Raw genomic sequence first — 21,444 nt, 5'->3', positions numbered from 1 at the left:
AGCGATGAGGAGGAGCGGCGCGCATGACTGACGACATCCTGGCGCTGGCCCGGGAACAGGTACTCGAGCGCGGCGAGGCATTGCGGCGGGATCAGGTTCTCGAAGTGCTGCAGCTGCCCGACGACCGCCTCGATGAGCTGTTGGCGTTGGCCCACGAGGTGCGGATGCGTTGGTGCGGCCCGGAGGTCGAGGTCGAGGGCATCATCAGCCTGAAAACCGGTGGCTGCCCGGAAGATTGCCACTTCTGCTCGCAGTCGGGCCTGTTCTCCTCACCGGTGCGCAGCGCTTGGCTGGACATTCCCAGCCTGGTCGAGGCGGCCAAGCAGACTGCCAAGACCGGTGCCACCGAGTTCTGCATCGTCGCTGCGGTACGTGGACCCGATGAGCGGCTGCTGGCGCAGGTCGCCGCGGGTATCGAGGCGATCCGCAACGAGGTCGACATCCAGATCGCCTGTTCGCTGGGCATGCTGACCCAGGACCAGGTGGACCAGCTGGCCGCCATGGGCGTGCACCGCTACAACCACAACCTGGAGACCGCCCGATCGCATTTCCCCAATGTCGTGACCACCCACACCTGGGAAGAGCGGTGGGACACGCTGCGCATGGTCGCCGATGCCGGCATGGAGGTGTGCTCCGGCGGCATTCTCGGCATGGGCGAGACGCTGGAGCAGCGCGCGGAGTTCGCCGCGGACCTGGCTGAGCTGAACCCCGACGAGGTGCCCCTGAATTTCCTCAACCCGCGCCCGGGCACCCCCTTCGGCGACTTGGAGGTGCTGCCGGCCGCCGACGCGCTGCGGGCTGTCGCCGCGTTCCGGTTGGCCTTGCCGCGCACCATGTTGCGTTTCGCGGGCGGCCGGGAGATCACCCTGGGCGACTTGGGCGCCAAGCAGGGCATCCTGGGCGGCATCAACGCCATCATCGTCGGCAACTACCTGACCACCCTGGGCCGGCCGGCCGAGACCGACCTGGAACTTCTCGACGACCTGCAGATGCCGATCAAGGCACTCAACGCCACCCTGTGATGGTTCGCGACCTGCCCGTTCCGGTGGGAGCCGGTGTCTACAACGTCTACACCGGCGTGCAGATCGACGATCCGGCCGGCACGTCGCTGCCCACCGCGGCCCAGTTGGGTCTGGAGCCGCCACGGTTCTGTGCCTCCTGCGGGCGCCGGATGACGGTGCAGGTCCGGCCTGACGGCTGGTGGGCCAAGTGTTCGCGGCACGGCCTGGTGGACTCGACCGAACTGGACGCGCAGCGGTGAGGCCTCCCGGCGCCCCGCGGATCACGCGGGGACGCGCGTACCTGACCATCGCCGCCGGACTGACGGTCGCCGGCATGCCGATCGGCGCACTGTGGGCGTGGGTCGCCCCGCCGATCCACGGGGTGGTGGCACTGACCCGCAGCGGCGAACGGGTGCAGGCCTATCTGGGCAACGAAGCCGAACACTTCTTCATCGCGCCGTCCCTGCTGCTCGGGTTGCTGAGCGCGGTGGCGGTGGTGGCCGCCGCCCTGGCCTGGCAGTGGCGGGCGCATCGGGGGCCGGGCATGATCGCCGGCCTGTCGGCGGGGCTGGGCACCGGGGCAGCACTGGCGCTGCTGACCGGCGCGGTCCTGGTGCAGCGCCGCTACGGCTCCGTCGACATCGACGCCGCACCGGTGAGTCCCGAGCACCGGGTGTACTACTTCGCCGAGGGGCCGCCGGTGTTCTTCGGGCACTCGCCGCTACAGATCGCGGCCTCGCTGCTGTTGCCTGCGACCATCGCGGCGCTGGTGTATGGCATGTGCGCCACCTGGAGCACGCGTGATGACCTCGGCGGCTATCCGCCCGAACCCGGCCGGGTACCGCAGCCGGCCGTCACAGCGGAAGGCGTCGTACCGCCCCGCCGGTGATGACCCGGCCGGCGACCACACCCAGGCGCAACAGCCCGAGGTAGGTCTTGGGGTTCAGCAGCGCGGGCCATGCGCGGCTCGTCCGGGTCTGCGGCAGCGGCCGGTTGGCAAACCGGTCACCCAACCAGTCCAGCACCATCGGTGCCGACAGCGGATGCAGCGTCGCATGCTCGCTGAGCAGATCGCGATGGTAGGTCAGCCGCACGCCGCCGTTCTCATACGCCTCGGCCAAGTGGTCGATGTGCACGACTGAAATCACCTGGTCGTGAACGGCCTGCACCATCAGCACCGGCGGTTTCGGCGCATGGAAGCCAAGCTTGGTGTCGTCGAAGACGTGTTGCACCGCAGGGAGTTCCACCACGTCCTGCAGCGGCTGGTCGATGAAATTCTCGAGCGACTTGTGGCGCATCCGCATGATGGCGCCGAGCGTCGTCATCGATTCCAGTGAACGCAGCAGAGCCTTGCCCTCGGCGGTGGCGTGCTCGTCGATCACCTTCTGCAGGTCGGGGTAGACCTTCGCCAGGGTGGCGATCATCACCGCGGGCAACCCGGAGAAGAACGTCCCGTCCAACCCGAGGAACGTGTGCCCGAGGTCACCCACCGGCGACCCGAGCACCGCACCCACGATGTTGAGTTCGGGGGCGTAATCGCCGCAGACCTCCGCCGCCCAGCCGGTGGCCAGACCGCCGCCGGAATAGCCCCACAGGCCCACCGGGGACTCGGGGGACAGTTCCAGCCGCTCGGTGCCCAGCGCGGCCCGCAGCCCGTCGAGCACGTGGTAGCCGGGCTCGAGCGGCGCCCCCCAGTGGCCGAAGCGGCCCTCATGGTCGGGGATCGACACCGCCCAGCCCTGCGACAGGATGGCGGCGATCAGCACGAACTCGAGCTGGGTGAAAGACCCGTGTGCCCGGGCGCGGCGGCGCAGCGCGAACGACGGGAAGCACCGGCCGTCCACCGCGTCGATGGCGCACTGATACGACACGATCGGGCAGGCCCGGGTCCGATCGCGGTCAGTGGGCACCACCACGGTGGTCACCGTGACCTGCGGGACGTTGTTGCGGTCGACAGTGCGATACAGCAGCTGGGTGGCCTGTAGCTTTTGCGGGATCAGGCCCAAAAAGGCCAGTTCAACGTCGCGCGAGCGCAGAACGGTGCCGGGCACGGCGTGCTGGAAACCCGCCGGCGGCTCGTAGAAGGGGTCGTCAGCCGGGTGCAGGGGGCGTTCGCCGTGTTGCAGCGTCTGGTGTGGGGCCTGTCCGATCCACTCGACAGATGTTTCGCGGGCCAGGCTGTCGGCGTCCATCCCCGCATTCTTGCTTAAGAGGGCATTAAGAATCCAGTCGACTCACCCGGGAGGCCGCAAGGCGGCGAATTCGTCGGTGACTCGAAGCTCGGAGTCGGTGAACCGATATCGGGCCGCCGGACGGCCCCCGCTGCGGCCCGAACGGGCGGTGGTACCGGTGCGGGTGATCACCCCGCGGCGAACCAGCACTCGCTGAAGATTGGTCGCATCGACTTGGTAGCCCAACACCACGCTGTAGATGTCGCGCAGCGTCGACAGAATGAATTCCGTTGGCGCCAAACCGAATCCAATGTTGGTATACGACATCTTGGCGACCAGGCGACTGTGGGCGTGCGCCACCATCGGGCCGTGGTCGAACGCCATCGGCGGCAGATCATCGACCGGATGCCAGTGCGTGTCGCTGGGCAGCTCCGGGTCGGCGGGGGAGGGCACCAAGCCCAGAAATGTCGAGGCAATGGTGCGTACGCCCGGAACCCGGCCCGGTTCGGAGAACACAGCGAGCTGCTCAAGGTGGGCAATCTCACGGAGATCGACCTTTTCGGCCAGCTGGCGCCGAGCCGACGCCGTCACATCCTCGTCGTTGCGCAGCAGGCCGCCGGGCAGCGACCAGCGTCCCGACTGCGGTTCACGCGCGCGTTCCCACAACAGCACGTTGAGGCGGGGACGGCGCTGGTCAAGGCCGCCAACCTGGAAGACCACGGTGAGCACTTCATGCGCGGTGCTAGTATGAACCATGTTTTCGATTGTAAGTCGAAAACCTGTTTTGAGAAGGAGTCACTCATGACCACCCTCACCGACCGCGGTGTTCAGGCAGGCAGCCTGGCCGACCGCATCGTGAACTCGCCGGCCGGCTACAGCGGAATCGAACCCGACGAGGAGTGGGTGGCCGAGGTTCTCCGGCTCAAGAAGGAACGCAACGCGACGATCCTCGCCCACAACTACCAACTGCCGGAGATCCAGGACATTGCCGACCACGTCGGGGACTCCCTGGCGCTGGCCCGGGTCGCGGCCACCGCCGACGAGGACACCATCGTGTTCTGCGGGGTGCACTTCATGGCCGAGACGGCCAAGATCTTGTCTCCGGACAAGACGGTGCTGCTGCCCGACACCCGGGCGGGCTGCTCCCTGGCCGACTCGATCACCGCCGAGGAGCTGCAGGTCTGGCGCAGCGAATACCCGGACGCGGTCGTGGTGTCCTACGTGAACACCACCGCGGCGGTCAAGGCGCTGACCGACTACTGCTGCACCTCCTCGAACGCCGTCGATGTGGTCAACGCGATCGACCCGGACCGCGAGGTGCTGTTTCTGCCCGACCAGTTCCTGGGCCAACACGTCAAACGGGTCACCGGCCGCGAGAACCTGCACATCTGGGCCGGCGAGTGCCACGTGCACGCCGCCATCAACGGCGACGAGCTCGCCGAGAAGGCGCGCGCCAACCCCGACGCCGAACTGTTCGTGCACCCCGAGTGCGGTTGCGCGACGTCATCGCTCTACCTGGTCGGCGAGGGCCATTTCCCCGAGGAGCAGGTCAAGATCCTGTCCACCGGCGGCATGCTCGAGGAGGCGGCGCGTACCGGGGCCCGCAAGGTGCTGGTCGCCACCGAGATCGGCATGATCCACCAGCTGCGCAAGGCTGCGCCGCAGGTCGACTTCGAGGCGGTCAACCGCAAGGCCGCCTGCAAGTACATGAAGATGATCACTCCGGCGGCCCTGCTGCGCAGCCTGACCGAGGGAGCCGACGAAATCCACGTCGACCCCGAGACGGCACGCCTGGCGGCCCGCAGCGTGCAGCGGATGATCGCGATCGGACACTCCGTCCCGGTCAGCAAGTGACCGCTGGTCCCAGCTGGCAGCAGCGGGCCGACGTCATCGTCATCGGCACGGGTGTCGGCGGACTGGCGGCGGCGCGAGCCGCCCACCGTGCCGGGCGCACAGTCGTGGTGCTCAGCAAGTCCGCCGCGGGATCGGCGGCAACGGCCACGCACTACGCCCAGGGCGGGATCGCGGTGGTGCTGCCGGGCAACGACGACTCGGTGGAGGCCCACGTCGCCGACACGCTGGCCGCGGGTGGCGGACTATGTGACCGCGACGCAGTGACCTCGATCGTGGCCGACAGCTATCGCGCGGTCTGCGATCTGGCCGGCGCGGGTGCGGTGTTCGACCGGGGCTCGGACGGCAACTGGGCGCTCACCCGCGAAGGCGGCCACTCCCGGCGCCGCATCATTCATGCCGGCGGCGACGCCACCGGGGCCGAAGTACAACGTGCGCTGGACCAGGCCGCGGCCGAACTCGATGTGCGCTGCGGCCAGATGGTGCTGCAGATCCTGCGCGACGCCGAGCGCGTCACCGGAGTACTGGTGGCCAACGCCGACGGAATCGGCGTGATCCACGCCCCGTCGGTGGTGCTGGCGACCGGCGGCCTCGGCCACCTGTACCGGGCGACCACCAACCCCGGTGGCGCGACCGGTGATGGGGTGGCCCTGGCGCTCTGGGCCGGCGTCGCGGTCGGCGACCTGGAATTCATCCAGTTCCATCCGACCATGCTGTTCTCCGGATCCAACGGCAGCGCGACCGGCGGACGCAGGCCGCTGATCACCGAGGCGGTGCGTGGGGAAGGCGCCAAGCTGATCGATGCCCGTGGCGCGTCGATCACCGACGGGGTGCATCCGATGGGCGATCTGGCTCCGCGCGATGTGGTGGCGGGGGCCATCGACGCGCGCCTGCGCGAATCCGGCGACCAGTGCGCCTATCTCGACGCGCGCGGGATCGACGGCTTCGCAGAACGCTTCCCGACCGTCACCGCGGCCTGCCGCGATGCCGGAATCGACCCGGTGCGCCAAACGATTCCGGTGGTTCCGGGCGCGCATTACAGCTGCGGTGGGGTGATCACCGACGTCACCGGCCGCACCGAGCTGCCGGGGCTGTTCGCCGCGGGGGAGGTGGCCCGAACCGGCATGCACGGTGCCAACCGGTTGGCCTCCAACAGCCTGCTGGAGGGTCTGGTGGTCGGTGACCGCGCGGGCGCCGCCGCCTCGGCGCACGCGGCATCAGTGGGCCATGCCGACGCCGCGGTGTCCGAACCCGTGCACCGCGCGGTGCTGGACCGACAGCTGCTGCAGGACGCGATGTCGAGCAACGCCTCGGTGGTCCGCGACGCGCACGGTCTGGCCCGGCTGCAGGAGCTGCTGGCCGGCGCCGGTTCACGCCGGCTCGCCGACCGGGCCGGTGTCGAGGACGCCGCACTGACCTTGGCCGCCCGGGTCATCGCGGTTGCGGCGGCGGCTCGCACCGAAAGCCGGGGCTGCCACCATCGCGCCGACTACCCGGCCACCGACCCCGGTCAGGCCCGCAGTTCCACCATCCGGCTGCGCGACGGAGTTGTCGCGCTCGAAACACCCGCGGGAGTCGCATCGTGATGCTGTCCGACACCGAACTCGCCGAGGCGCGCCAGGTCATCGCCCGCGCGCTCGACGAAGATCTGCGCTACGGGCCCGACGTCACCACCGCTGCCACGGTCCCCGCCGGGGTGACCGCCGAAGCGGCCATGGTCACTCGGGTGCCCGGGGTGATCGCCGGGGTCGATCTGGCCCTGCTGGTGCTCGACGAGGTCCTGGGAGCCGACGGCTACCAGGTGCTGGACCGGGTGGCCGACGGGGACCGGCTTTCGGCCGGCGCACCCGTGTTGAGCCTCAAGGCCGACACCCGCGGCCTGCTGACCGCCGAACGCACCATGCTCAACCTGGTGTGCCATCTGTCCGGGATCGCCACGGCCACCGCGGCCTGGGTCGACGCGGTGGACGGCACGTCGGCGCGCATCCGCGACACCCGCAAGACGCTGCCGGGCCTGCGGGTGCTGCAGAAGTACGCGGTGCGCGTCGGCGGCGGGGTCAATCACCGGATGGGGCTGGGCGACGCCGCCCTGATCAAGGACAACCATGTGGCCGCCGCGGGCTCTGTGGCAGCAGCGCTGCGGGCAGTGCGTGCGGCAGCGCCGGACGTGCCCTGCGAGGTCGAAGTGGATTCGCTCGAGCAGTTCGACGAGGTGCTCGCCGAGGGCCCTGAGCTGGTGCTGCTGGACAACTTCGAGGTCTGGCAGACCCAGATGGCGGTACAGCGCCGCGACGCCCGCGCCCCCGGGGTACTGCTGGAGTCGTCCGGGGGGCTCACCCTGGACTGTGCGGGCGCCTATGCGGCCACCGGAGTCGACTACCTGGCCGTGGGCGGCCTCACCCATTCGGTGCGGGTGCTCGACATCGGCCTGGACATGTAGCCCGATCTCAGGCGATATCGGTGACGAGCACCGCCACCTTGCGGTTCTGCACCCGCAGCAACAACGGCAGCGACGAGTCATTCGACCCGGCGGGCAGGATCCGCGGATTGACCACGTGCAGCTGCCTGCGCGACAGCCGGACGTCGGCCTCGCCGGCGGCCAGGACGTTCTTGACCCAGTCGGTCTTGCCGTGTCCGAGCGCGATCGCGAGCATGTTGTCTTTGCGGTAGGTGGTGACCACCGTCTCGTAGGGCTTGCCGGACTTGCGCCCCCGATGGGTGATCACCGATGTGCCGGGAATGAACTTCGACAGCGGCTTGACCACCGGGTTCACGTACTTGATCTGCAGGCGATCCAGCCACGCCGGAAACACCGCCGGCAGCGTGGACGGCTCCGCGGAACCCTGATCGGACGCCATGGCAACTCCGTTCGTCATGGGAGGTGACGCGACTGACGGCGATCGATGTTCGCCGATGTCACACTGCACACCACCCTAGCCGCGAGCGGTGATCCCGGCGCTGCGAAATTGACTTGGGCCCTCTGGGACAATGGAGAGCGTGAACACCGGCCTGATGGCACGCATCGACCTGCGCGGCACCGAACAGTCGGACCTGTCCAAGGCCCAGCTGCGCGGCGCCCTGCCGCGCGGCGGTGTGGACGTCGAGGCGGTCCTGCCGCGGGTGCGCCCGATCGTCGAGGCGGTCGCCGAACGTGGGGCGGCCGCCGCCCTGGAGTACGGCGAATCGTTCGACCGGGTACGACCGACCGCGATCCGGGTGCCGGATGCGGCATTGGCGCGCGCGCTGGCCGAACTGGACCCCGCCGTCCGTGCCGCCCTGGAAGTTGCGATCAGCCGCGCCCGGGCGGTCCACTCCGATCAGCGGCGCACCGACACCACCACCGCGCTGGCCCCGGGCGCCACCGTCACCGAGCGCTGGCTTCCCGTCGAGCGGGTGGGCCTGTATGTGCCCGGCGGCAACGCGGTCTACCCGTCCAGCGTGGTGATGAACGTCGTTCCGGCCCAGATCGCCGGTGTCGAGTCCCTGGTGATCGCCAGCCCGCCCCAGGCCGCCTTCGACGGTCTGCCGCACCCGACGATCCTGGCCGCGGCCCGGTTGCTCGGCGTCGACGAGGTCTGGGCGGTGGGCGGTGCGCAGGCGGTGGCGTTGTTGGCCTACGGCGGCACCGACACCGATGGGGCCGAGCTGGCGCCGGTCGACATGGTCACCGGGCCCGGCAATATCTACGTCACCGCCGCCAAGCGGTTGTGCCGCTCGCAGGTGGGGATCGACGCCGAGGCCGGACCCACCGAGATCGCGATCCTCGCCGACCACACCGCGCAGCCGGCGCACCTAGCCGCCGATCTCATCAGTCAGGCCGAGCATGACGAAATGGCGGCCAGCGTGCTGGTCACCACCAGCCCCGAACTGGCCGATGCCACCGACCGCGAGGTGACCGCCCAGTTGCAGACCACGGTGCACCGCGAGCGGGTCACCACCGCGCTCTCGGGTCCGCAGTCGGCGATCGTCCTGGTCGACGACCTGGACGCCGGTATCCGCGTGGTCAACGCCTACGCCGCCGAGCACCTCGAGATCCAGACCGCCGATGCCGCCGCTGTGGCTTCTCGGATCCGTTCCGCCGGTGCGATTTTCGTCGGCCCATACGCGCCAGTCAGCCTCGGCGACTACTGCGCCGGTTCCAACCACGTGCTGCCCACCGCGGGCAGTGCGCGGCACTCCAGCGGACTGTCGGTGCAGACTTTCCTGCGCGGCATCCACGTCGTCGAGTACACCGAGGCGGCCCTGAAAGATGTCAGCGCGCACGTGATCGCACTGGCCACCGCCGAAGATCTGCCCTCACACGGCGAAGCAGTCCGACGGAGGTTCGAGCAGTGAGCGGCACCACGGCCCGGCCGGGCGCGCAGATCACCCTGGCCGACCTGCCACTGCGCGACGACCTGCGGGGCAAGTCGCCCTACGGTGCACCGCAACTGGAGGTTCCGGTGCGGCTCAACACCAACGAGAACCCGCACCCCCCGAGCGCGGCGCTCATCGACGACGTGGCGCGCTCGGTGCGTGCGGCCGCAGCACAGCTGCACCGCTATCCCGATCGCGACGCGGTGGCACTGCGCACCGACCTGGCCGCCTATCTGAGTTCCCAGACCGGCGTCGAGGTGGGGCCGGACAACGTGTGGGCGGCCAACGGCTCCAACGAGATCCTGCAACAGTTGTTGCAGGCCTTCGGCGGCCCGGGCCGCAGCGCGCTCGGATTCGTGCCGTCCTACTCGATGCACCCGATCATCTCCGACGGCACCCAGACGCGGTGGCTGGCCGCCAATCGGGCCGCCGATTTCGGGCTCGACGTCGAGGTGGCTCGCGCCGCCATCGCCGAGCACCACCCCGATGTGGTGTTCGTCGCATCGCCGAACAACCCGTCGGGGCAGAGCATTGCGCTCGCGGACCTGCGGAGCCTGCTCGATGCCGCGCCGGGGATCGTGATCGTCGATGAGGCTTACGGCGAGTTCTCGTCGCAGCTCAGCGCGATCGCGCTGATCGCGGACTACCCGGCGAAGCTGATCGTCAGCCGCACGATGAGCAAGGCGTTCGCGTTCGCCGGCGGCCGGCTCGGCTACCTGATCGCGGCCCCGGCGGTGATCGACGCGATGTTGCTGGTCCGTCTTCCGTATCACCTGTCGGTGCTCACCCAGGAAGGCGCGCGCGCCGCGCTCCGGCATGCCGATGACACCCTCGGCAGCGTCGCACAGTTGATCTCCGAACGGGACCGCGTCTCAACTGAGCTGTCGGCCATGGGATTTCGGGTCATTCCCAGCGATGCCAACTTCGTGCTGTTCGGTCAGTTCGCCGACGCCCCCGCAACGTGGCAGCGTTATCTGGACGCCGGCATTCTCATCCGCGATGTCGGCATCCCCGGCTACCTGCGGGCCACCACCGGGCTTCCGGAGGAGAACGACGCACTGCTCGCCGCCAGCCGGGAGCTGGCGGCCACCGAACTCGCCCAACCCTCATTAGGAGCATCATGACCCGCCGCGCCAGGGTGCAACGCGCCACCCGCGAATCCGACATCACCGTCGAACTCGACCTGGACGGCACCGGCATCGTCGACATCGAGACCGGCGTGCCGTTCTTCGATCACATGCTGACCGCCCTGGGCAGTCACGCCAGCTTCGATCTGACGGTGCGCGCGCGCGGCGACGTCGAGATCGAGGCCCACCACACCGTCGAGGACACCGCGATCGTGCTCGGGCAGGCGTTGGGCGAGGCGCTCGGCGACAAGAAGGGCATTCGGCGATTCGGTGACGCGTTCATCCCGATGGACGAGACGCTGGCCCACGCCGCCGTCGATGTGTCCGGCCGACCGTACTGCGTGCACACCGGGGAACCGGATCACCTGGCGCACACCACGATCGCCGGCACACAGGCGCCCTATCACACGGTGATCAACCGGCACGTGTTCGAGACGCTGGCGTCGAACGCACGCATCGCCCTGCATGTGCGGGTGCTCTACGGGCGCGACCCGCACCACATCACCGAGGCCCAGTACAAGGCGGTCGCGCGTGCACTGCGCCAGGCAGTGGAGCCCGACCCCCGGGTGACCGGTGTGCCTTCCACCAAAGGAGCCTTGTGAGCAGCTCTCCCACAGTGGTGATCCTGGACTACGGTTCGGGTAACCTGCGTTCCGCTCAACGGGCCCTGCAGCGGGTCGGCGCCCAGGTGGAGGTGACCGCCGACGCCGGTGCCGCCGCCGCCGCCGACGGTCTGCTGGTGCCCGGGGTCGGGGCGTACGCGGCGTGCATGGCCGGGCTGCGCAACGTCAACGGCGACAAGATCATCGCCGAACGCGTGCAGGCCGGCCGGCCGGTGCTCGGCGTCTGTGTCGGGATGCAGATTCTGTTCGCCCACGGAGTCGAGTTCGGGGTGGACACCGCCGGTTGCGGCCAGTGGCCGGGGGCGGTCACCCGGCTGGACGCCCCGGTGATCCCGCACATGGGATGGAACCTCGTCGATGCCGCGCCCGGCAGCACCCTGTTCGCAGGTCTGGACGCCGACACCCGGTTCTACTTCGTGCACTCCTATGCCGCACAGCGGTGGGAGGGCCGTCCGGAGGCTTTGGTGACCTGGGCGACCCATCAGGTACCGTTCGTGGCGGCTGTCGAGGATGGGCCGTTGGCCGCCACCCAGTTTCACCCCGAAAAGAGTGGGGATGCCGGGGCGACACTGTTGAGTAACTGGGTGGAGGCACTGTGAGCACTGCTGTGAACAACGCGTTGGTTCTGCTGCCGGCGGTCGACGTGGTCGACGGCCGTGCGGTACGCCTGGTACAGGGCAAGGCCGGCAGCGAGACCGAATACGGTTCGGCGCTGGATGCCGCTCTGGGCTGGCAGCGCGACGGGGCGGAGTGGATCCATCTGGTCGACCTGGACGCCGCGTTCGGGCGCGGATCCAACCGCGAACTGCTTGCCGATGTCGTTGGGCGCCTTGACGTGAAGGTCGAACTCTCCGGTGGCATCCGCGACGGCGAGTCGCTGGCGGCGGCGTTGGCCACCGGCTGCGCCCGGGTGAACCTGGGCACAGCGGCCCTGGAGAACCCGCAGTGGTGCGCCCGGGCGATCGCCGAACACGGCGAGAAGATCGCGGTCGGGCTGGACGTGCAGATCGATCCCAGTCACCCCGAGGGCATCCACCGGCTGCGGGGCCGTGGCTGGGAGACCGACGGCGGTGACCTCTGGCCGGTTCTGGAACGTCTTGACCGAGAAGGCTGTTCACGCTACGTGGTCACCGATGTGACCAAGGACGGCACACTCGGCGGCCCCAACCTGGAGCTGCTCGGCGCCGTCGCCGACCGCACCGACGCCCCGGTGATCGCCTCCGGGGGAGTGTCGAGCCTGGACGACCTGCGGGCCATCGCCACACTGGTCGGTCGCGGCGTCGAGGGCGCCATCGTGGGCAAGGCCCTCTACGCGGGTCGCTTCACGCTGCCCGAGGCGCTGTCCACGGTGCGGGGCTAGTTCCGACATGGCGCTGGACACCGCGGATCTCGACGCGCTGGTCGCAGCGGCGTCGAAGATCCTCGATGTCGCCGCCGAGCCTTTCCTGGCCGGCCACCGCGCCGACTCCGCGGTCCGCAAGGGCGCCAACGACTTCGCCACCGAGGTCGACCTCGCCTTGGAACGCCAGATCACCGAGGCATTGGTGGCGGAGACCGGAATCGGGGTGCACGGCGAGGAGTTCGGCGGGCCCCCGATCGATTCACCTCTGGTGTGGGTGCTCGACCCCATCGACGGGACCTTCAACTACGCCGCCGGATCGCCGATGTCCGCCATCCTGCTGGGACTGCTGCGCGACGGCGAACCGGTCGCCGGGTTGACCTGGCTGCCGTTCGTCGGCCAGCGTTACACCGCGGTCGCCGGCGGCCCGCTGATCCGCAACGGGGTGACCCAGCCGCCACTGCAGCCCGTGGACTTGGCCCACTCGTTGGTCGGCATCGGCACCTTCAACGTGGAGTGGCGGGGCCGGTTCCCCGGCCGCTACCGGCTTGCGGTGTTCGAAGGCCTGACCCGGGTGACCTCGCGGATGCGGATGCACGGCGCCACCGGAATCGACCTGGCATACGTCGCCGACGGAACTCTCGGTGGTGCGATCAGTTTCGGCGACCACATCTGGGACCACGCCGCCGGTGTGGCCATGGTGCGTGCGGCCGGTGGCGTCGTCACCGACCTGGCCGGCGCACCGTGGACCGCCCACTCGACGGGGGCGCTGGTCGCCGCACCGGGGGCGCACGAGCAGATTCTCGACATCCTCAAGCGAGTCGGCGCACCGGGGGACTACTGATATGGAACAGCACAGCGGTTCAGCGAGGCTCGACGCAGGAGAGGCGAAGCTGGGACCGATGCACAAGCACAGCGGTTCAGCGAGGCTCGACGCAGGAGAGGCGAAGCTGGGACCGATGCATAAGCACAGTGATGTGGCGGTACGGGTCATCCCGTGTCTGGACGTCGACGGCGGCCGGGTCGTCAAGGGCGTCAACTTCGAGAACCTGCGCGATGCGGGCGACCCGGTCGAGCTCGCCGCGGCCTATGACGCCGAAGGCGCCGACGAGCTGACCTTCCTCGACGTGACGGCGTCGTCGTCGGGCCGGGCCACCATGCTCGAGGTCGTCGCGCGCACCGCCGATCAGGTGTTCATCCCGCTCACCGTCGGCGGCGGCGTGCGCACGGTCGCCGATGTCGACGCTCTGCTGCGGGCCGGCGCCGACAAGGTGTCGGTGAACACCGCCGCCATCGCCCGCCCGGAACTGCTGGCGGAGTTGTCCCGCCAATTCGGCTCCCAGTGCATCGTGCTCTCGGTCGATGCCCGCACCGTCCCGGCCGGATCGCCGCCCACCGCTTCGGGATGGGAGGTCACCACCCACGGTGGCCGGCAGGGCACCGGTATCGACGCAGTCGAGTGGGCTGTGCGCGGCGTGGAGCTCGGTGTGGGGGAGATCCTGCTGAATTCGATGGACGCCGACGGCACCAAGGCCGGGTTCGATCTGCCCATGCTCCATGCGGTGCGGGCTGCGGTGAGTGTGCCGGTGATCGCCAGCGGCGGAGCCGGTGCGGTGGAGCATTTCGCACCGGCGGTCGCCGCGGGTGCCGATGCCGTGCTGGCGGCCAGCGTGTTTCACTTCCGGGAACTGACCATCGGCCAGGTCAAGGCCGCGATGGCGGCCGAGGGGATCACGGTCAGATGAGTGCCGAGAGCGGATTGGATCCGGCGATCGCGGCCCGGCTCAAGCGCAACGCCGACGGTCTGATCGCCGCGGTGGTGCAGGAGAGGGGTACCGGCGACGTACTGATGGTCGCGTGGATGGACGACGACGCATTGGCCCGCACCCTGGCGACCCGCGAAGCGACGTATTTTTCGCGATCACGAAACGAACAGTGGATCAAGGGTGCCACCTCCGGGCACACCCAGTACGTGCACGCGGTACGGCTGGACTGTGACGGCGACACGGTATTGCTGACCGTCGATCAGACCGGCGGTGCCTGCCATACCGGAGACCACAGCTGCTTCGACGCGGACGTGTTGCTCGGTCCCGCAGATTGATTCGCCCATAACGGCGTGTCGGTATCTGGCCGACTGTGGACTCCGACGAGTCTGACGACCGGTACCGGTTGGAGGCCGAGCAACCCCCAGGGGTGGCGGATAGTAGCGCTGACAAACCAGCTCGGTGAATCGCAGGCGAATCTGGAGTCCGCATCGGCGAAGTTCAATGAGGTGGCCTCCGCCATTCCGGGCGATATCGTCGATCTAAGTGATCGGCTGTCCGGAATCCTCAACGGCGCGGTTGCCGAAGCAGATGATATCCGTGCGGCGGCGCAGCACTTCGCCGAGTGCCGCCGCCGAAAACGAAGCCGCCATTCTCGCCGACGCCGATGACCAGCGCCGGGAGGCGGCGGAGTTGCGGGCCGAGCTGGAAACCCAGCACCAGCAGTTGCGGACGCAGGCTGTGTACCTGCGACGACAGGCCGTCATGAGTGCGGCCGAGATCATGAAGGAAGCCGAGAGCCATGCGTCGGCGATCTTAACCGAGATGAACGAGGCCAGCACCAGTCACGTCGCCGACGCCCAGCGCCGCCTGGCTGAACTCGTCGATGCGCGCGTGAAAATTGTGGGCCGGATAGAACGCTCAACGGGTCAAGTTAATCGCGCGAAACAAGTTAACGCTGACACTCACGCGAACGCCTCACGCGGGGCTGCTCGTGAATCCGCTTTGTCTGCCCGAGAAACCTGGTTTCGCGAAAATCGCCCGTACTGAACGCTTGCGTCGCCATTTGATTCATCGGTGACACGTTTCTGCAGTTCTGCTACGATTCCTCGCGCGGCGGCTTGGTATAGCCGACCTGCTTTCATCAGCGATTTTGCGGCCAGAAGCCGGGTAATGCCCGGCAGACGACCAGGTCTTGTCGGGAGAAGGGGTCAGTCGCCGGTGCTGAACATTCCTGAGTTTGAAACTCAGCTTCGCGGTTTCGATCGCAATGAGGTCCTCGATTACCTTGGGCGATTGCACCATAAAGTTGAGCTTCTGCGCGATCGAACCAGATCGCTCGACACGGCCAGAGGGCACGCTCGGTCTGACTGTGAACGACTCACCGCCGAGGTGGCCCGGCTGCAGAATGAACTCGCGCAGCGAACTGCCGACGCAGAGGAGCAGCGCCGGAAACTGATCGCCGAAATGACGCAACTGCACAGCCAGTTCGAGCAGATCACGGCGCCGGTCGACACCGTTGAAGGAATGTCCGACCGCATCGCGCGGATGATGCGCATCGCCTCGGAAGAGGCCCGGCGCACCAAGGAGCTGGCCCAGCAGGAAGCGGAGTCGCTGAGCGGGGACCTGCGCAAGCAGTTGATGGCCGCCAAAGCCGACCGGGCGGCTGCCGCCGCGGAGCTGGCCGAATTGCAGGCCTCCGCCAACGCTCGCCGGGAGAAAATCCTGGCGATCGCAACCGAACAGGCCGAGGAGATTCTCCGGCTGGCGCATGAGGAGCGCGACCGCATCACCGACGAGACCGCAGAGGCCGAGCGAACCCGCCGTGAGGTGTACCAGCGCCTGGCCGAGGAAGAAGAGCGCCATCGATTGGCGGCGCACGAGACTCTCGACGAGCTGTTGAAGACGGCCTGGGAGGAGAGCGAGCGCCACCGCGGCGAGGCGCAACGCCGGCTGGACCAGAACCTGAAGGCGGCGTGGGAGCAGACCGAAGCCGCCATCGCCAAGCTCGACACGGAGGCGCACTGGGAGGCCACCACACTGGTTGCGGCCGCTCAACACGAAGTCAAAGAGATCGACGAGCGTGCACAGGCGGAAGTCGAACAGCTGGAGCAGGAGCGCACCGAACTGGTCGCCGACCTCAAGCTGATCAAGAACTGGATCAATACCCGTTAGGCGCCTTGATCCCAAGATTCCCCCAATGGTGAAAAGCGCCCGCGCTCAAGGGGATTTGCCCATTACGAGGCCGATGACACGTCGGTCTGATGCTCGTCGAACCGAAACCGAAACCGTCAGGTGCTTAGGAGTACGCCGATGGCACTAGAGATTCCCGAATTCGAAACGCAGATACGCGGATTCGATCGCAATGAAGTCGCCGACTACATCGCCCGCCTGCAACACGAAATCGATCTGTTGGCGGACCGCAGCAAATCCCTCGAAGCGTCCAAGGCGCAGACGCTCATCGACCGCGAACAGCTCGTCGCCGAAGTCACCCGACTGCACAACGATGTGAAGCGGATGACCGCCGAAGCGGAGGCGGAACGCCAGCGTCTCACTGCGGAGCTGGCCCAACTGCGCTCGCAGTTCGAGCAGGTCACCGGGCCGGTGGACTCTGTCGAGGGTATGTCCGATCGCATCGCGCGGATGATGCGCATCGCCTCTGAGGAGGCGCGACGCACCAAGGAACTGGCCCGCCAAGACGCCGAAGCGCTGACCGAAGAACTCCGCGAACAGCTTGAGGCCGCCAAATACGACCGGATCGCCGGCACTGAGGCGCTTGCCGAGTTCCAGGCCTCCACCAACGCCCGCCGGGCGAAGATCCTCGAAACCGCGACCCAGGAAGCCGAGCAGATCCTGCAGCTCGCGCACGAGGAGCGCAGCCGGATCATTCGGGAGATCGAGGAGGCCGAACGCTCCCGGCGCGAGCTGTATCAGCGACTGGCCGAAGAGGACGAACGCAACCGCCGGGCGGCCCAGGAATCCCTCGACGAACAGATCAAGCTGGCCTGGGAAGAGGACGAACGCAACCGCCGAGATGCCCAGCACCGCCTGGACCAGAAGATGAAGGCGGCGTGGGAGCAGGCCGAGGCCAACATCGCCAAGCTCGACGAGGAGGCCCGCCTGGAGGCCTCCTCTTTGATCGCCGGCACCAAGCGGGAAGCCAAGGTGATCACCGAGCGCACGGCGGCCGAAGTGGAACTGCTCAAGCGCGAGCGGGCCGGGATCGTCACCCACCTCAGCGAAATCAAGAACTGGATCGATACCACGGTCGGAGGCAGCCTCCCGATGGCCGATCTGCCCGATGAGCCTGCCGCTGAGGCCGCAGACGTCCCCGAAGCTCAGCAGGACGCGGACTAGCGAGCGCGCCGGCTCCCGGCGATAGGTAGGCGCCCCGGCTAATAATCTTCCACGCCCGAACCCCAGCCGTGATAGCGTCCGGCGAATGCCTGACCTGCCTTATTTTGACCTGCTGATGGATGATCGCCCCAACCGCGGCAAACTCTCTCAGCTGTGGGAGGACCAGGTGCACTGGGGCTATTGGGAGAGCCCCGAGGTCGCCGACGGCACCTTGGCCGACTACGTCACTGCCATGGAACGGATGAACGCGCTGCTTTTCGACGCCGGAAAAGTGGCCGACGGGCAAACACTGCTGGATGTCGGCTGCGGGTTCGGCGGCACCATCCGCCAGATCAATGCCACGCATAACGCGATGGATCTGACGGGCCTGAACATCGACCCGCGCCAGCTCGCAATCGCCAAAACGCAGAGCACGCCTTCCCGCGGGAATGCGATGTCCTGGGTCGAAGCCGACGCCTGCCAATTGCCCTTCGAGGACAACTCCTTCGATCGCGTCCTGGCGGTCGAGTGCATTTTCCACTTTCCATCCCGGGAGCGCTTCCTCGAGGAGGCGTCGCGGGTGCTCAAACCCGGTGGCTACCTGGCTGTTTCCGATTTTGTGCCGATCATGATGTTCTTCGGCAAGACGCCGATCTGGATGGCTATCCGCGCCCGGATCGCCAAGTCCTACGGAACGCTCGGCAAAGTGCCACTTCGGTCCTACAAGACCATGGGCTCACGTGCGGGACTACAACTGGAAACCCAGCGCGACATCCGGAAGAACACCATGCCCACCTACCCATTCCTGCTCACGTTCTTGCGGGCTCACGGCTCAGCAGATACCCGCAAGACCATGATGGTCGGCACCCGATGGATGAAGTGGTTGTCCAAGGTCGGCCTTCTTCAGTACCGGGTTTACACGTTCCGCAAACCCGCCTGACCCGCCGGAGGTGGGGGCGACTCTTCGCCGCTGGACCAACCTGCTTCCCGCTGGGCCAATGGCGGGAACCTGCTTCGCCCGGCTTCGCCGCGCTAGCAGTTCCCGCTAGGCCGACGAGCGGGCCCGAAGCACCTCCAGCGCCTTGTCGGCGTGGGTGTCCATCGAGAACTCGCTGGCGATGACGTCCAACACGGTGCGGTCGGTGTCGATGACGAACGTGGTGCGTTTCACCGGCAGGAGCTTGCCCAGTAGTCCGCGCTTGACACCGAACTGGCTGGCCACCGTGCCTTCGGTGTCGGACAGCAGCGGGTAGTCGAAGCCCTGTTGGTCGGCGAACTTGGCCTGCTTGGCCACCGCGTCAGCACTGATCCCCACCCGGGTGGCCCCGACGGCGGCGAACTCGCCGGCCAGGTCGCGGAAGTGGCAGGCCTCCTTGGTGCATCCCGGCGTCATGGCGGCCGGATAGAAGAACAGCACCACCGGCCCGTCGGCCAGTAGGTCGCTGAGCCGGCGCGGCGCCCCGCTCTGGTCGGGGAGCTCGAAGTCGGCCACGGTGTCACCGGTTTTCATGGCGGTTAGGCTACTCCGGGTGCGCGTGTCGCGGCGGCGATAGTGGTGGGCGCAGATGAGCCGCTGTTGGGTCTGGGAAGATGGGCGCGTGCAAACCACGAGCACCTCTACGGTCGGCGTCACCTCCCGGGCGGACTTCCGGGCGCTGGCGGCTGAGCACCGTGTGGTCCCGGTGACCCGCAAGGTGCTGGCCGACGCCGAGACCCCGCTGTCGGCGTACCGCAAGCTGGCCGCCAACCGCCCCGGAACCTTCCTGCTGGAGTCGGCCGAGAACGGCCGGTCGTGGTCGCGGTGGTCGTTCATCGGCGCCGGCACGACCTCGGCGCTGACGGTGCGCGATGGCGAAGCGGTGTGGCTGGGTGCTGCGCCGCAGGATGCCCCCACCGGCGGTGACCCCTTGCAGGCGCTGCGCCAGACGCTGACCCTGCTGGAGACCGCCGCCATCGCGGGCCTGCCCCCGCTGTCCAGTGGCCTGGTGGGATTCTTCACCTACGACCTGGTGCGCCGCCTGGAGCGGCTTCCCGAGCTGGCCGTCGATGACCTGGCGCTGCCCGACATGCTGCTGCTGCTGGCCACCGACATGGCCGCCGTCGACCACCACGAGGGCACCATCACGCTGATCGCCAACGCGGTCAACTGGAACGGCACCGACGAGCGCGTCGATGAGGCCTACGACGACGCGGTCGCCCGCCTCGAGGTGATGGCCAAGGCGCTGAGTCAGCCGCTGGAGTCCAGCGTCGCCATTTTCGATCGGCCCGACCCGGTCTACCGCGGCCAGCGCACCCCAGAGGAATACGGGGAGATCGTCGAACGCCTGGTCGGCGAGATCGAGGCCGGCGAGGCGTTTCAGGTGGTTCCGTCGCAGCGCTTCGAGATGACGACCGCGGCCGACCCGCTCGATGTCTACCGAATGTTGCGGGTGTCCAATCCCAGCCCGTACATGTACCTGCTGCAGGTGCCCGACGACGACGGGGGATTGGCCTTTTCCATCGTGGGCTCCAGCCCCGAGGCGCTGGTGACCGTGCAGGACGGCCGGGCGACCACCCACCCGATCGCCGGAACCCGGTGGCGTGGCGCGACCGAGGACGAAGACCAGCTGCTGGCCAAGGACCTGCTGAACGACGAGAAGGAACGCGCCGAGCACCTGATGCTGGTCGATCTGGGCCGCAACGACCTGGGCCGAGTGTGCGTTCCGGGCAGCGTGCGGGTCAGCGACTACAGCCACATCGAGCGCTACAGCCACGTCATGCACCTGGTGTCCACCGTCACCGGAGGGCTCGCCGAAGACCGGACCGCGCTGGACGCGGTGACGGCCTGCTTCCCGGCCGGCACCCTGTCCGGAGCGCCCAAGGTGCGTGCCATGGAGCTGATCGAGGAGGTCGAGAAGACCCGGCGCGGCCTCTACGGCGGCGTCGTCGGCTATCTGGACTTCGCCGGCAACGCCGACTTCGCCATCGCGATCCGCACCGCGTTGATGCGCGACGGCACCGCCTACGTCCAGGCCGGCGGCGGGGTGGTGGCCGATTCCAACGGCCCCTATGAATACACCGAGGCATCCAACAAGGCCCGGGCAGTGTTGGCCGCGATCGCCGCCGCCGAGACCCTGGCGCCGCCCGGGTCCGATGGCTGACGGTCGGGAACGCAACGACACCCGCGCGCTGCGCGGGGCCCAACTGCTGATGGTGGCGGCCGCCGGGGGACTCTGGGGCGCCGCTCGGCTGCCGTGGGTCCTGATCCGCTCGTTCGACGGGCTCGGGCAGCCCAAGCAGATCACCCTCACCGGCGCGTCCTGGTCGACGGCGCTGTTGCCCCTGGCGCTGCTGTGCCTGGCCTCCGCCGTCGCCGCGATGGCGGCGCGCGGATGGCAACTACGGGTGCTGGCGGTGGTGCTGGCCGCGGTGAGCCTGGCGTGCGGATATCTGGCCACCAGCCTGTGGGTTGCCCGCGACATCACCCTGAGGGCCCTGGACATCGCCGAAATCCCGCTGACTTCGCTGCTGGGCACCGAGCGCCGGTTCATCGGCGCCGTGTTGAGCCTGGTCGCGGCCCTGGCTGTCCTGGCTGCGGCGGTGCTGTTGATGCGCGTGGCGGCACACAACACCGGCCGCCTCACCAAATATTCGGCCCCTGCGGAGCGCCGGGCGGCTGCGCGTGATCCGCAGTCGGGCAACCGCGGCGGCCCGGCCGGCTCGCAGTTGTCGGAACGCATGATGTGGGACGCGCTCGACGAGGGCCGCGACCCCACCGGGGACCCCGAAAACGGGTCCGCCGAGCCGGACGTCGAGGGCCGGTGACACCTCGGGCGGCGACGGTCGTTACCCTTCGATAAAGGTCTTCGACGAAGGTCCACCGGACGCGGGAGAGGAA

24 protein-coding genes are annotated in these 21,444 nt (G+C 68.3%); 20 read left to right on the top strand and 4 right to left on the bottom strand.

What is annotated here, in order from left to right; all coding sequences use genetic code 11:
- Positions 1–23 precede the first annotated feature (23 nt).
- From bioB to AWC18_RS14985, 3 genes are read left to right on the top strand one after another with little or no spacing between them, the layout of a single operon-like run.
- The gene (gene bioB, locus AWC18_RS14995) at positions 24–1,022 is read left to right on the top strand and encodes a biotin synthase BioB (RefSeq protein ID WP_076048485.1); all 999 of its coding nucleotides are present in this window, start codon (positions 24–26) and stop codon (positions 1,020–1,022) included.
- Positions 1,022–1,261 (top strand): biotin synthase auxiliary protein BsaP, encoded by a 240-nt coding sequence (bsaP, locus tag AWC18_RS14990; RefSeq protein WP_234784321.1) that lies wholly within the window; start codon positions 1,022–1,024, stop codon positions 1,259–1,261. Before bioB ends, bsaP begins: the two co-directional genes overlap by 1 nt.
- Complete coding sequence (locus tag AWC18_RS14985) at positions 1,258–1,890, top strand: DUF2567 domain-containing protein (protein WP_420093346.1); 633 nt, start codon at positions 1,258–1,260, stop codon at positions 1,888–1,890. The genes bsaP and AWC18_RS14985 overlap by 4 nt, the downstream gene beginning before the upstream one ends.
- Here the strand turns inward: AWC18_RS14985 and AWC18_RS14980 are convergent.
- Together AWC18_RS14980 and AWC18_RS14975 are read right to left on the bottom strand one after the other, a co-directional pair.
- Positions 1,856–3,193: a lipase family protein gene (locus tag AWC18_RS14980; RefSeq protein ID WP_085139236.1), complete on the bottom strand. Its 1,338-nt coding sequence runs from the start codon at positions 3,191–3,193 to the stop codon at positions 1,856–1,858. The two genes, AWC18_RS14985 and AWC18_RS14980, sit on opposite strands and share 35 nt — an antisense overlap.
- 42 nt (positions 3,194–3,235) lie before the next feature.
- Entirely contained in the window at positions 3,236–3,928 is a 693-nt protein-coding gene (locus AWC18_RS14975; RefSeq protein WP_085139235.1) for an NUDIX hydrolase, read from the bottom strand.
- Positions 3,929–3,973: 45 nt separating this feature from the next.
- On the opposite strand from AWC18_RS14975, the gene nadA reads away from it, so the two are divergent.
- From nadA to nadC, 3 genes are read left to right on the top strand one after another with little or no spacing between them, the layout of a single operon-like run.
- On the top strand, positions 3,974–5,026 hold the full coding sequence (nadA, locus tag AWC18_RS14970) for a quinolinate synthase NadA (protein WP_085139234.1): 1,053 nt from the start codon (positions 3,974–3,976) through the stop codon (positions 5,024–5,026).
- Positions 5,023–6,609, top strand: coding sequence for an L-aspartate oxidase (locus AWC18_RS14965; RefSeq protein WP_085139233.1), 1,587 nt, complete (start codon positions 5,023–5,025; stop codon positions 6,607–6,609). Before nadA ends, AWC18_RS14965 begins: the two co-directional genes overlap by 4 nt.
- Entirely contained in the window at positions 6,609–7,463 is an 855-nt protein-coding gene (nadC, locus tag AWC18_RS14960) for a carboxylating nicotinate-nucleotide diphosphorylase (RefSeq protein ID WP_085139232.1), read from the top strand. The genes AWC18_RS14965 and nadC overlap by 1 nt, the downstream gene beginning before the upstream one ends.
- A gap of 7 nt (positions 7,464–7,470) precedes the next feature.
- Here the strand turns inward: nadC and AWC18_RS14955 are convergent, their stop codons facing one another.
- Entirely contained in the window at positions 7,471–7,881 is a 411-nt protein-coding gene (locus AWC18_RS14955) for a nitroreductase family deazaflavin-dependent oxidoreductase (RefSeq protein ID WP_085139266.1), read from the bottom strand.
- A 130-nt stretch (positions 7,882–8,011) separates the two neighbouring features.
- Here AWC18_RS14955 and hisD point away from each other — a divergent pair, with 130 nt between their 5' ends.
- The 12 genes from hisD to AWC18_RS14895 all read left to right on the top strand — a co-directional run bounded on the left by hisD (position 8,012) and on the right by AWC18_RS14895 (position 18,507).
- A complete protein-coding gene (hisD, locus tag AWC18_RS14950; protein ID WP_085139231.1) occupies positions 8,012–9,358 on the top strand; it encodes a histidinol dehydrogenase in 1,347 nt (448 codons plus the stop codon).
- Positions 9,355–10,503, top strand: a complete 1,149-nt coding sequence (locus AWC18_RS14945) for a histidinol-phosphate transaminase (RefSeq protein WP_085139230.1) — start codon at positions 9,355–9,357, stop codon at positions 10,501–10,503. Before hisD ends, AWC18_RS14945 begins: the two co-directional genes overlap by 4 nt.
- Positions 10,500–11,108 carry an imidazoleglycerol-phosphate dehydratase HisB gene (gene hisB, locus AWC18_RS14940; RefSeq protein ID WP_046301192.1) on the top strand — a complete coding sequence of 203 codons (609 nt, stop codon included), beginning with the start codon at positions 10,500–10,502 and terminating at the stop codon, positions 11,106–11,108. The genes AWC18_RS14945 and hisB overlap by 4 nt, the downstream gene beginning before the upstream one ends.
- A complete protein-coding gene (gene hisH / locus AWC18_RS14935) occupies positions 11,105–11,728 on the top strand; it encodes an imidazole glycerol phosphate synthase subunit HisH (RefSeq protein WP_085139229.1) in 624 nt (207 codons plus the stop codon). The genes hisB and hisH overlap by 4 nt, the downstream gene beginning before the upstream one ends.
- A gap of 20 nt (positions 11,729–11,748) precedes the next feature.
- Entirely contained in the window at positions 11,749–12,489 is a 741-nt protein-coding gene (gene priA / locus AWC18_RS14930; RefSeq protein WP_085139265.1) for a bifunctional 1-(5-phosphoribosyl)-5-((5-phosphoribosylamino)methylideneamino)imidazole-4-carboxamide isomerase/phosphoribosylanthranilate isomerase PriA, read from the top strand.
- 7 nt (positions 12,490–12,496) lie between these two features.
- Positions 12,497–13,312, top strand: a complete 816-nt coding sequence (locus AWC18_RS14925; protein ID WP_064996179.1) for an inositol monophosphatase family protein — start codon at positions 12,497–12,499, stop codon at positions 13,310–13,312.
- Positions 13,313–13,427: 115 nt separating this feature from the next.
- Positions 13,428–14,213 carry an imidazole glycerol phosphate synthase subunit HisF gene (hisF, locus tag AWC18_RS14920; RefSeq protein WP_085139264.1) on the top strand — a complete coding sequence of 262 codons (786 nt, stop codon included), beginning with the start codon at positions 13,428–13,430 and terminating at the stop codon, positions 14,211–14,213.
- Positions 14,210–14,569, top strand: coding sequence for a phosphoribosyl-AMP cyclohydrolase (gene hisI, locus AWC18_RS14915; RefSeq protein WP_064996177.1), 360 nt, complete (start codon positions 14,210–14,212; stop codon positions 14,567–14,569). Before hisF ends, hisI begins: the two co-directional genes overlap by 4 nt.
- 208 nt (positions 14,570–14,777) lie before the next feature.
- Entirely contained in the window at positions 14,778–15,281 is a 504-nt protein-coding gene (locus tag AWC18_RS14910) for a hypothetical protein (protein WP_208858373.1), read from the top strand.
- Between the two features lie 171 nt (positions 15,282–15,452).
- Positions 15,453–16,406: a coiled-coil domain-containing protein gene (locus AWC18_RS14905; protein WP_064996176.1), complete on the top strand. Its 954-nt coding sequence runs from the start codon at positions 15,453–15,455 to the stop codon at positions 16,404–16,406.
- Positions 16,407–16,544: 138 nt separating this feature from the next.
- Positions 16,545–17,588 carry a coiled-coil domain-containing protein gene (locus AWC18_RS14900; protein ID WP_064996175.1) on the top strand — a complete coding sequence of 348 codons (1,044 nt, stop codon included), beginning with the start codon at positions 16,545–16,547 and terminating at the stop codon, positions 17,586–17,588.
- 85 nt (positions 17,589–17,673) lie between these two features.
- The gene (locus AWC18_RS14895; protein ID WP_085139227.1) at positions 17,674–18,507 is read left to right on the top strand and encodes a class I SAM-dependent methyltransferase; all 834 of its coding nucleotides are present in this window, start codon (positions 17,674–17,676) and stop codon (positions 18,505–18,507) included.
- A gap of 105 nt (positions 18,508–18,612) precedes the next feature.
- Here AWC18_RS14895 and AWC18_RS14890 read toward each other — a convergent pair whose 3' ends face one another.
- On the bottom strand, positions 18,613–19,077 hold the full coding sequence (locus tag AWC18_RS14890; protein WP_064996173.1) for a peroxiredoxin: 465 nt from the start codon (positions 19,075–19,077) through the stop codon (positions 18,613–18,615).
- A gap of 55 nt (positions 19,078–19,132) precedes the next feature.
- On the opposite strand from AWC18_RS14890, the gene AWC18_RS14885 reads away from it, so the two are divergent.
- Together AWC18_RS14885 and AWC18_RS14880 are read left to right on the top strand one after the other, a co-directional pair.
- Positions 19,133–20,707, top strand: a complete 1,575-nt coding sequence (locus AWC18_RS14885; protein ID WP_420093345.1) for an anthranilate synthase component I — start codon at positions 19,133–19,135, stop codon at positions 20,705–20,707.
- Positions 20,700–21,371, top strand: coding sequence for a TIGR02234 family membrane protein (locus tag AWC18_RS14880; protein ID WP_085139226.1), 672 nt, complete (start codon positions 20,700–20,702; stop codon positions 21,369–21,371). Before AWC18_RS14885 ends, AWC18_RS14880 begins: the two co-directional genes overlap by 8 nt.
- Positions 21,372–21,444: the final 73 nt, after the last annotated feature.

Source organism: Mycolicibacter nonchromogenicus, from assembly GCF_002101775.1.
Taxonomy (GTDB): Bacteria; Actinomycetota; Actinomycetes; order Mycobacteriales; family Mycobacteriaceae; genus Mycobacterium; species Mycobacterium nonchromogenicum.
The sequence above is the reverse complement of the archived record's forward strand: the minus strand, read 5'-3'. Positions and strand labels throughout refer to the sequence as shown.

Coding starts and splice junctions, on each gene's coding strand:
- bioB (WP_076048485.1), top strand. CDS start 24: ATGACTGACGACATCCTGGCGCTGGCCCGGGAACAGGTACTCGAGCGC.
- bsaP (WP_234784321.1), top strand. CDS start 1,022: ATGGTTCGCGACCTGCCCGTTCCGGTGGGAGCCGGTGTCTACAACGTC.
- AWC18_RS14980 (WP_085139236.1), bottom strand. CDS start 3,193: ATGGACGCCGACAGCCTGGCCCGCGAAACATCTGTCGAGTGGATCGGA.
- AWC18_RS14975 (WP_085139235.1), bottom strand. CDS start 3,928: ATGGTTCATACTAGCACCGCGCATGAAGTGCTCACCGTGGTCTTCCAG.
- nadA (WP_085139234.1), top strand. CDS start 3,974: ATGACCACCCTCACCGACCGCGGTGTTCAGGCAGGCAGCCTGGCCGAC.
- nadC (WP_085139232.1), top strand. CDS start 6,609: ATGCTGTCCGACACCGAACTCGCCGAGGCGCGCCAGGTCATCGCCCGC.
- AWC18_RS14955 (WP_085139266.1), bottom strand. CDS start 7,881: ATGGCGTCCGATCAGGGTTCCGCGGAGCCGTCCACGCTGCCGGCGGTG.
- hisD (WP_085139231.1), top strand. CDS start 8,012: ATGGAGAGCGTGAACACCGGCCTGATGGCACGCATCGACCTGCGCGGC.
- hisB (WP_046301192.1), top strand. CDS start 10,500: ATGACCCGCCGCGCCAGGGTGCAACGCGCCACCCGCGAATCCGACATC.
- AWC18_RS14925 (WP_064996179.1), top strand. CDS start 12,497: ATGGCGCTGGACACCGCGGATCTCGACGCGCTGGTCGCAGCGGCGTCG.
- hisF (WP_085139264.1), top strand. CDS start 13,428: ATGCATAAGCACAGTGATGTGGCGGTACGGGTCATCCCGTGTCTGGAC.
- hisI (WP_064996177.1), top strand. CDS start 14,210: ATGAGTGCCGAGAGCGGATTGGATCCGGCGATCGCGGCCCGGCTCAAG.
- AWC18_RS14900 (WP_064996175.1), top strand. CDS start 16,545: ATGGCACTAGAGATTCCCGAATTCGAAACGCAGATACGCGGATTCGAT.
- AWC18_RS14895 (WP_085139227.1), top strand. CDS start 17,674: ATGCCTGACCTGCCTTATTTTGACCTGCTGATGGATGATCGCCCCAAC.
- AWC18_RS14890 (WP_064996173.1), bottom strand. CDS start 19,077: ATGAAAACCGGTGACACCGTGGCCGACTTCGAGCTCCCCGACCAGAGC.
- AWC18_RS14885 (WP_420093345.1), top strand. CDS start 19,133: ATGAGCCGCTGTTGGGTCTGGGAAGATGGGCGCGTGCAAACCACGAGC.
- AWC18_RS14880 (WP_085139226.1), top strand. CDS start 20,700: ATGGCTGACGGTCGGGAACGCAACGACACCCGCGCGCTGCGCGGGGCC.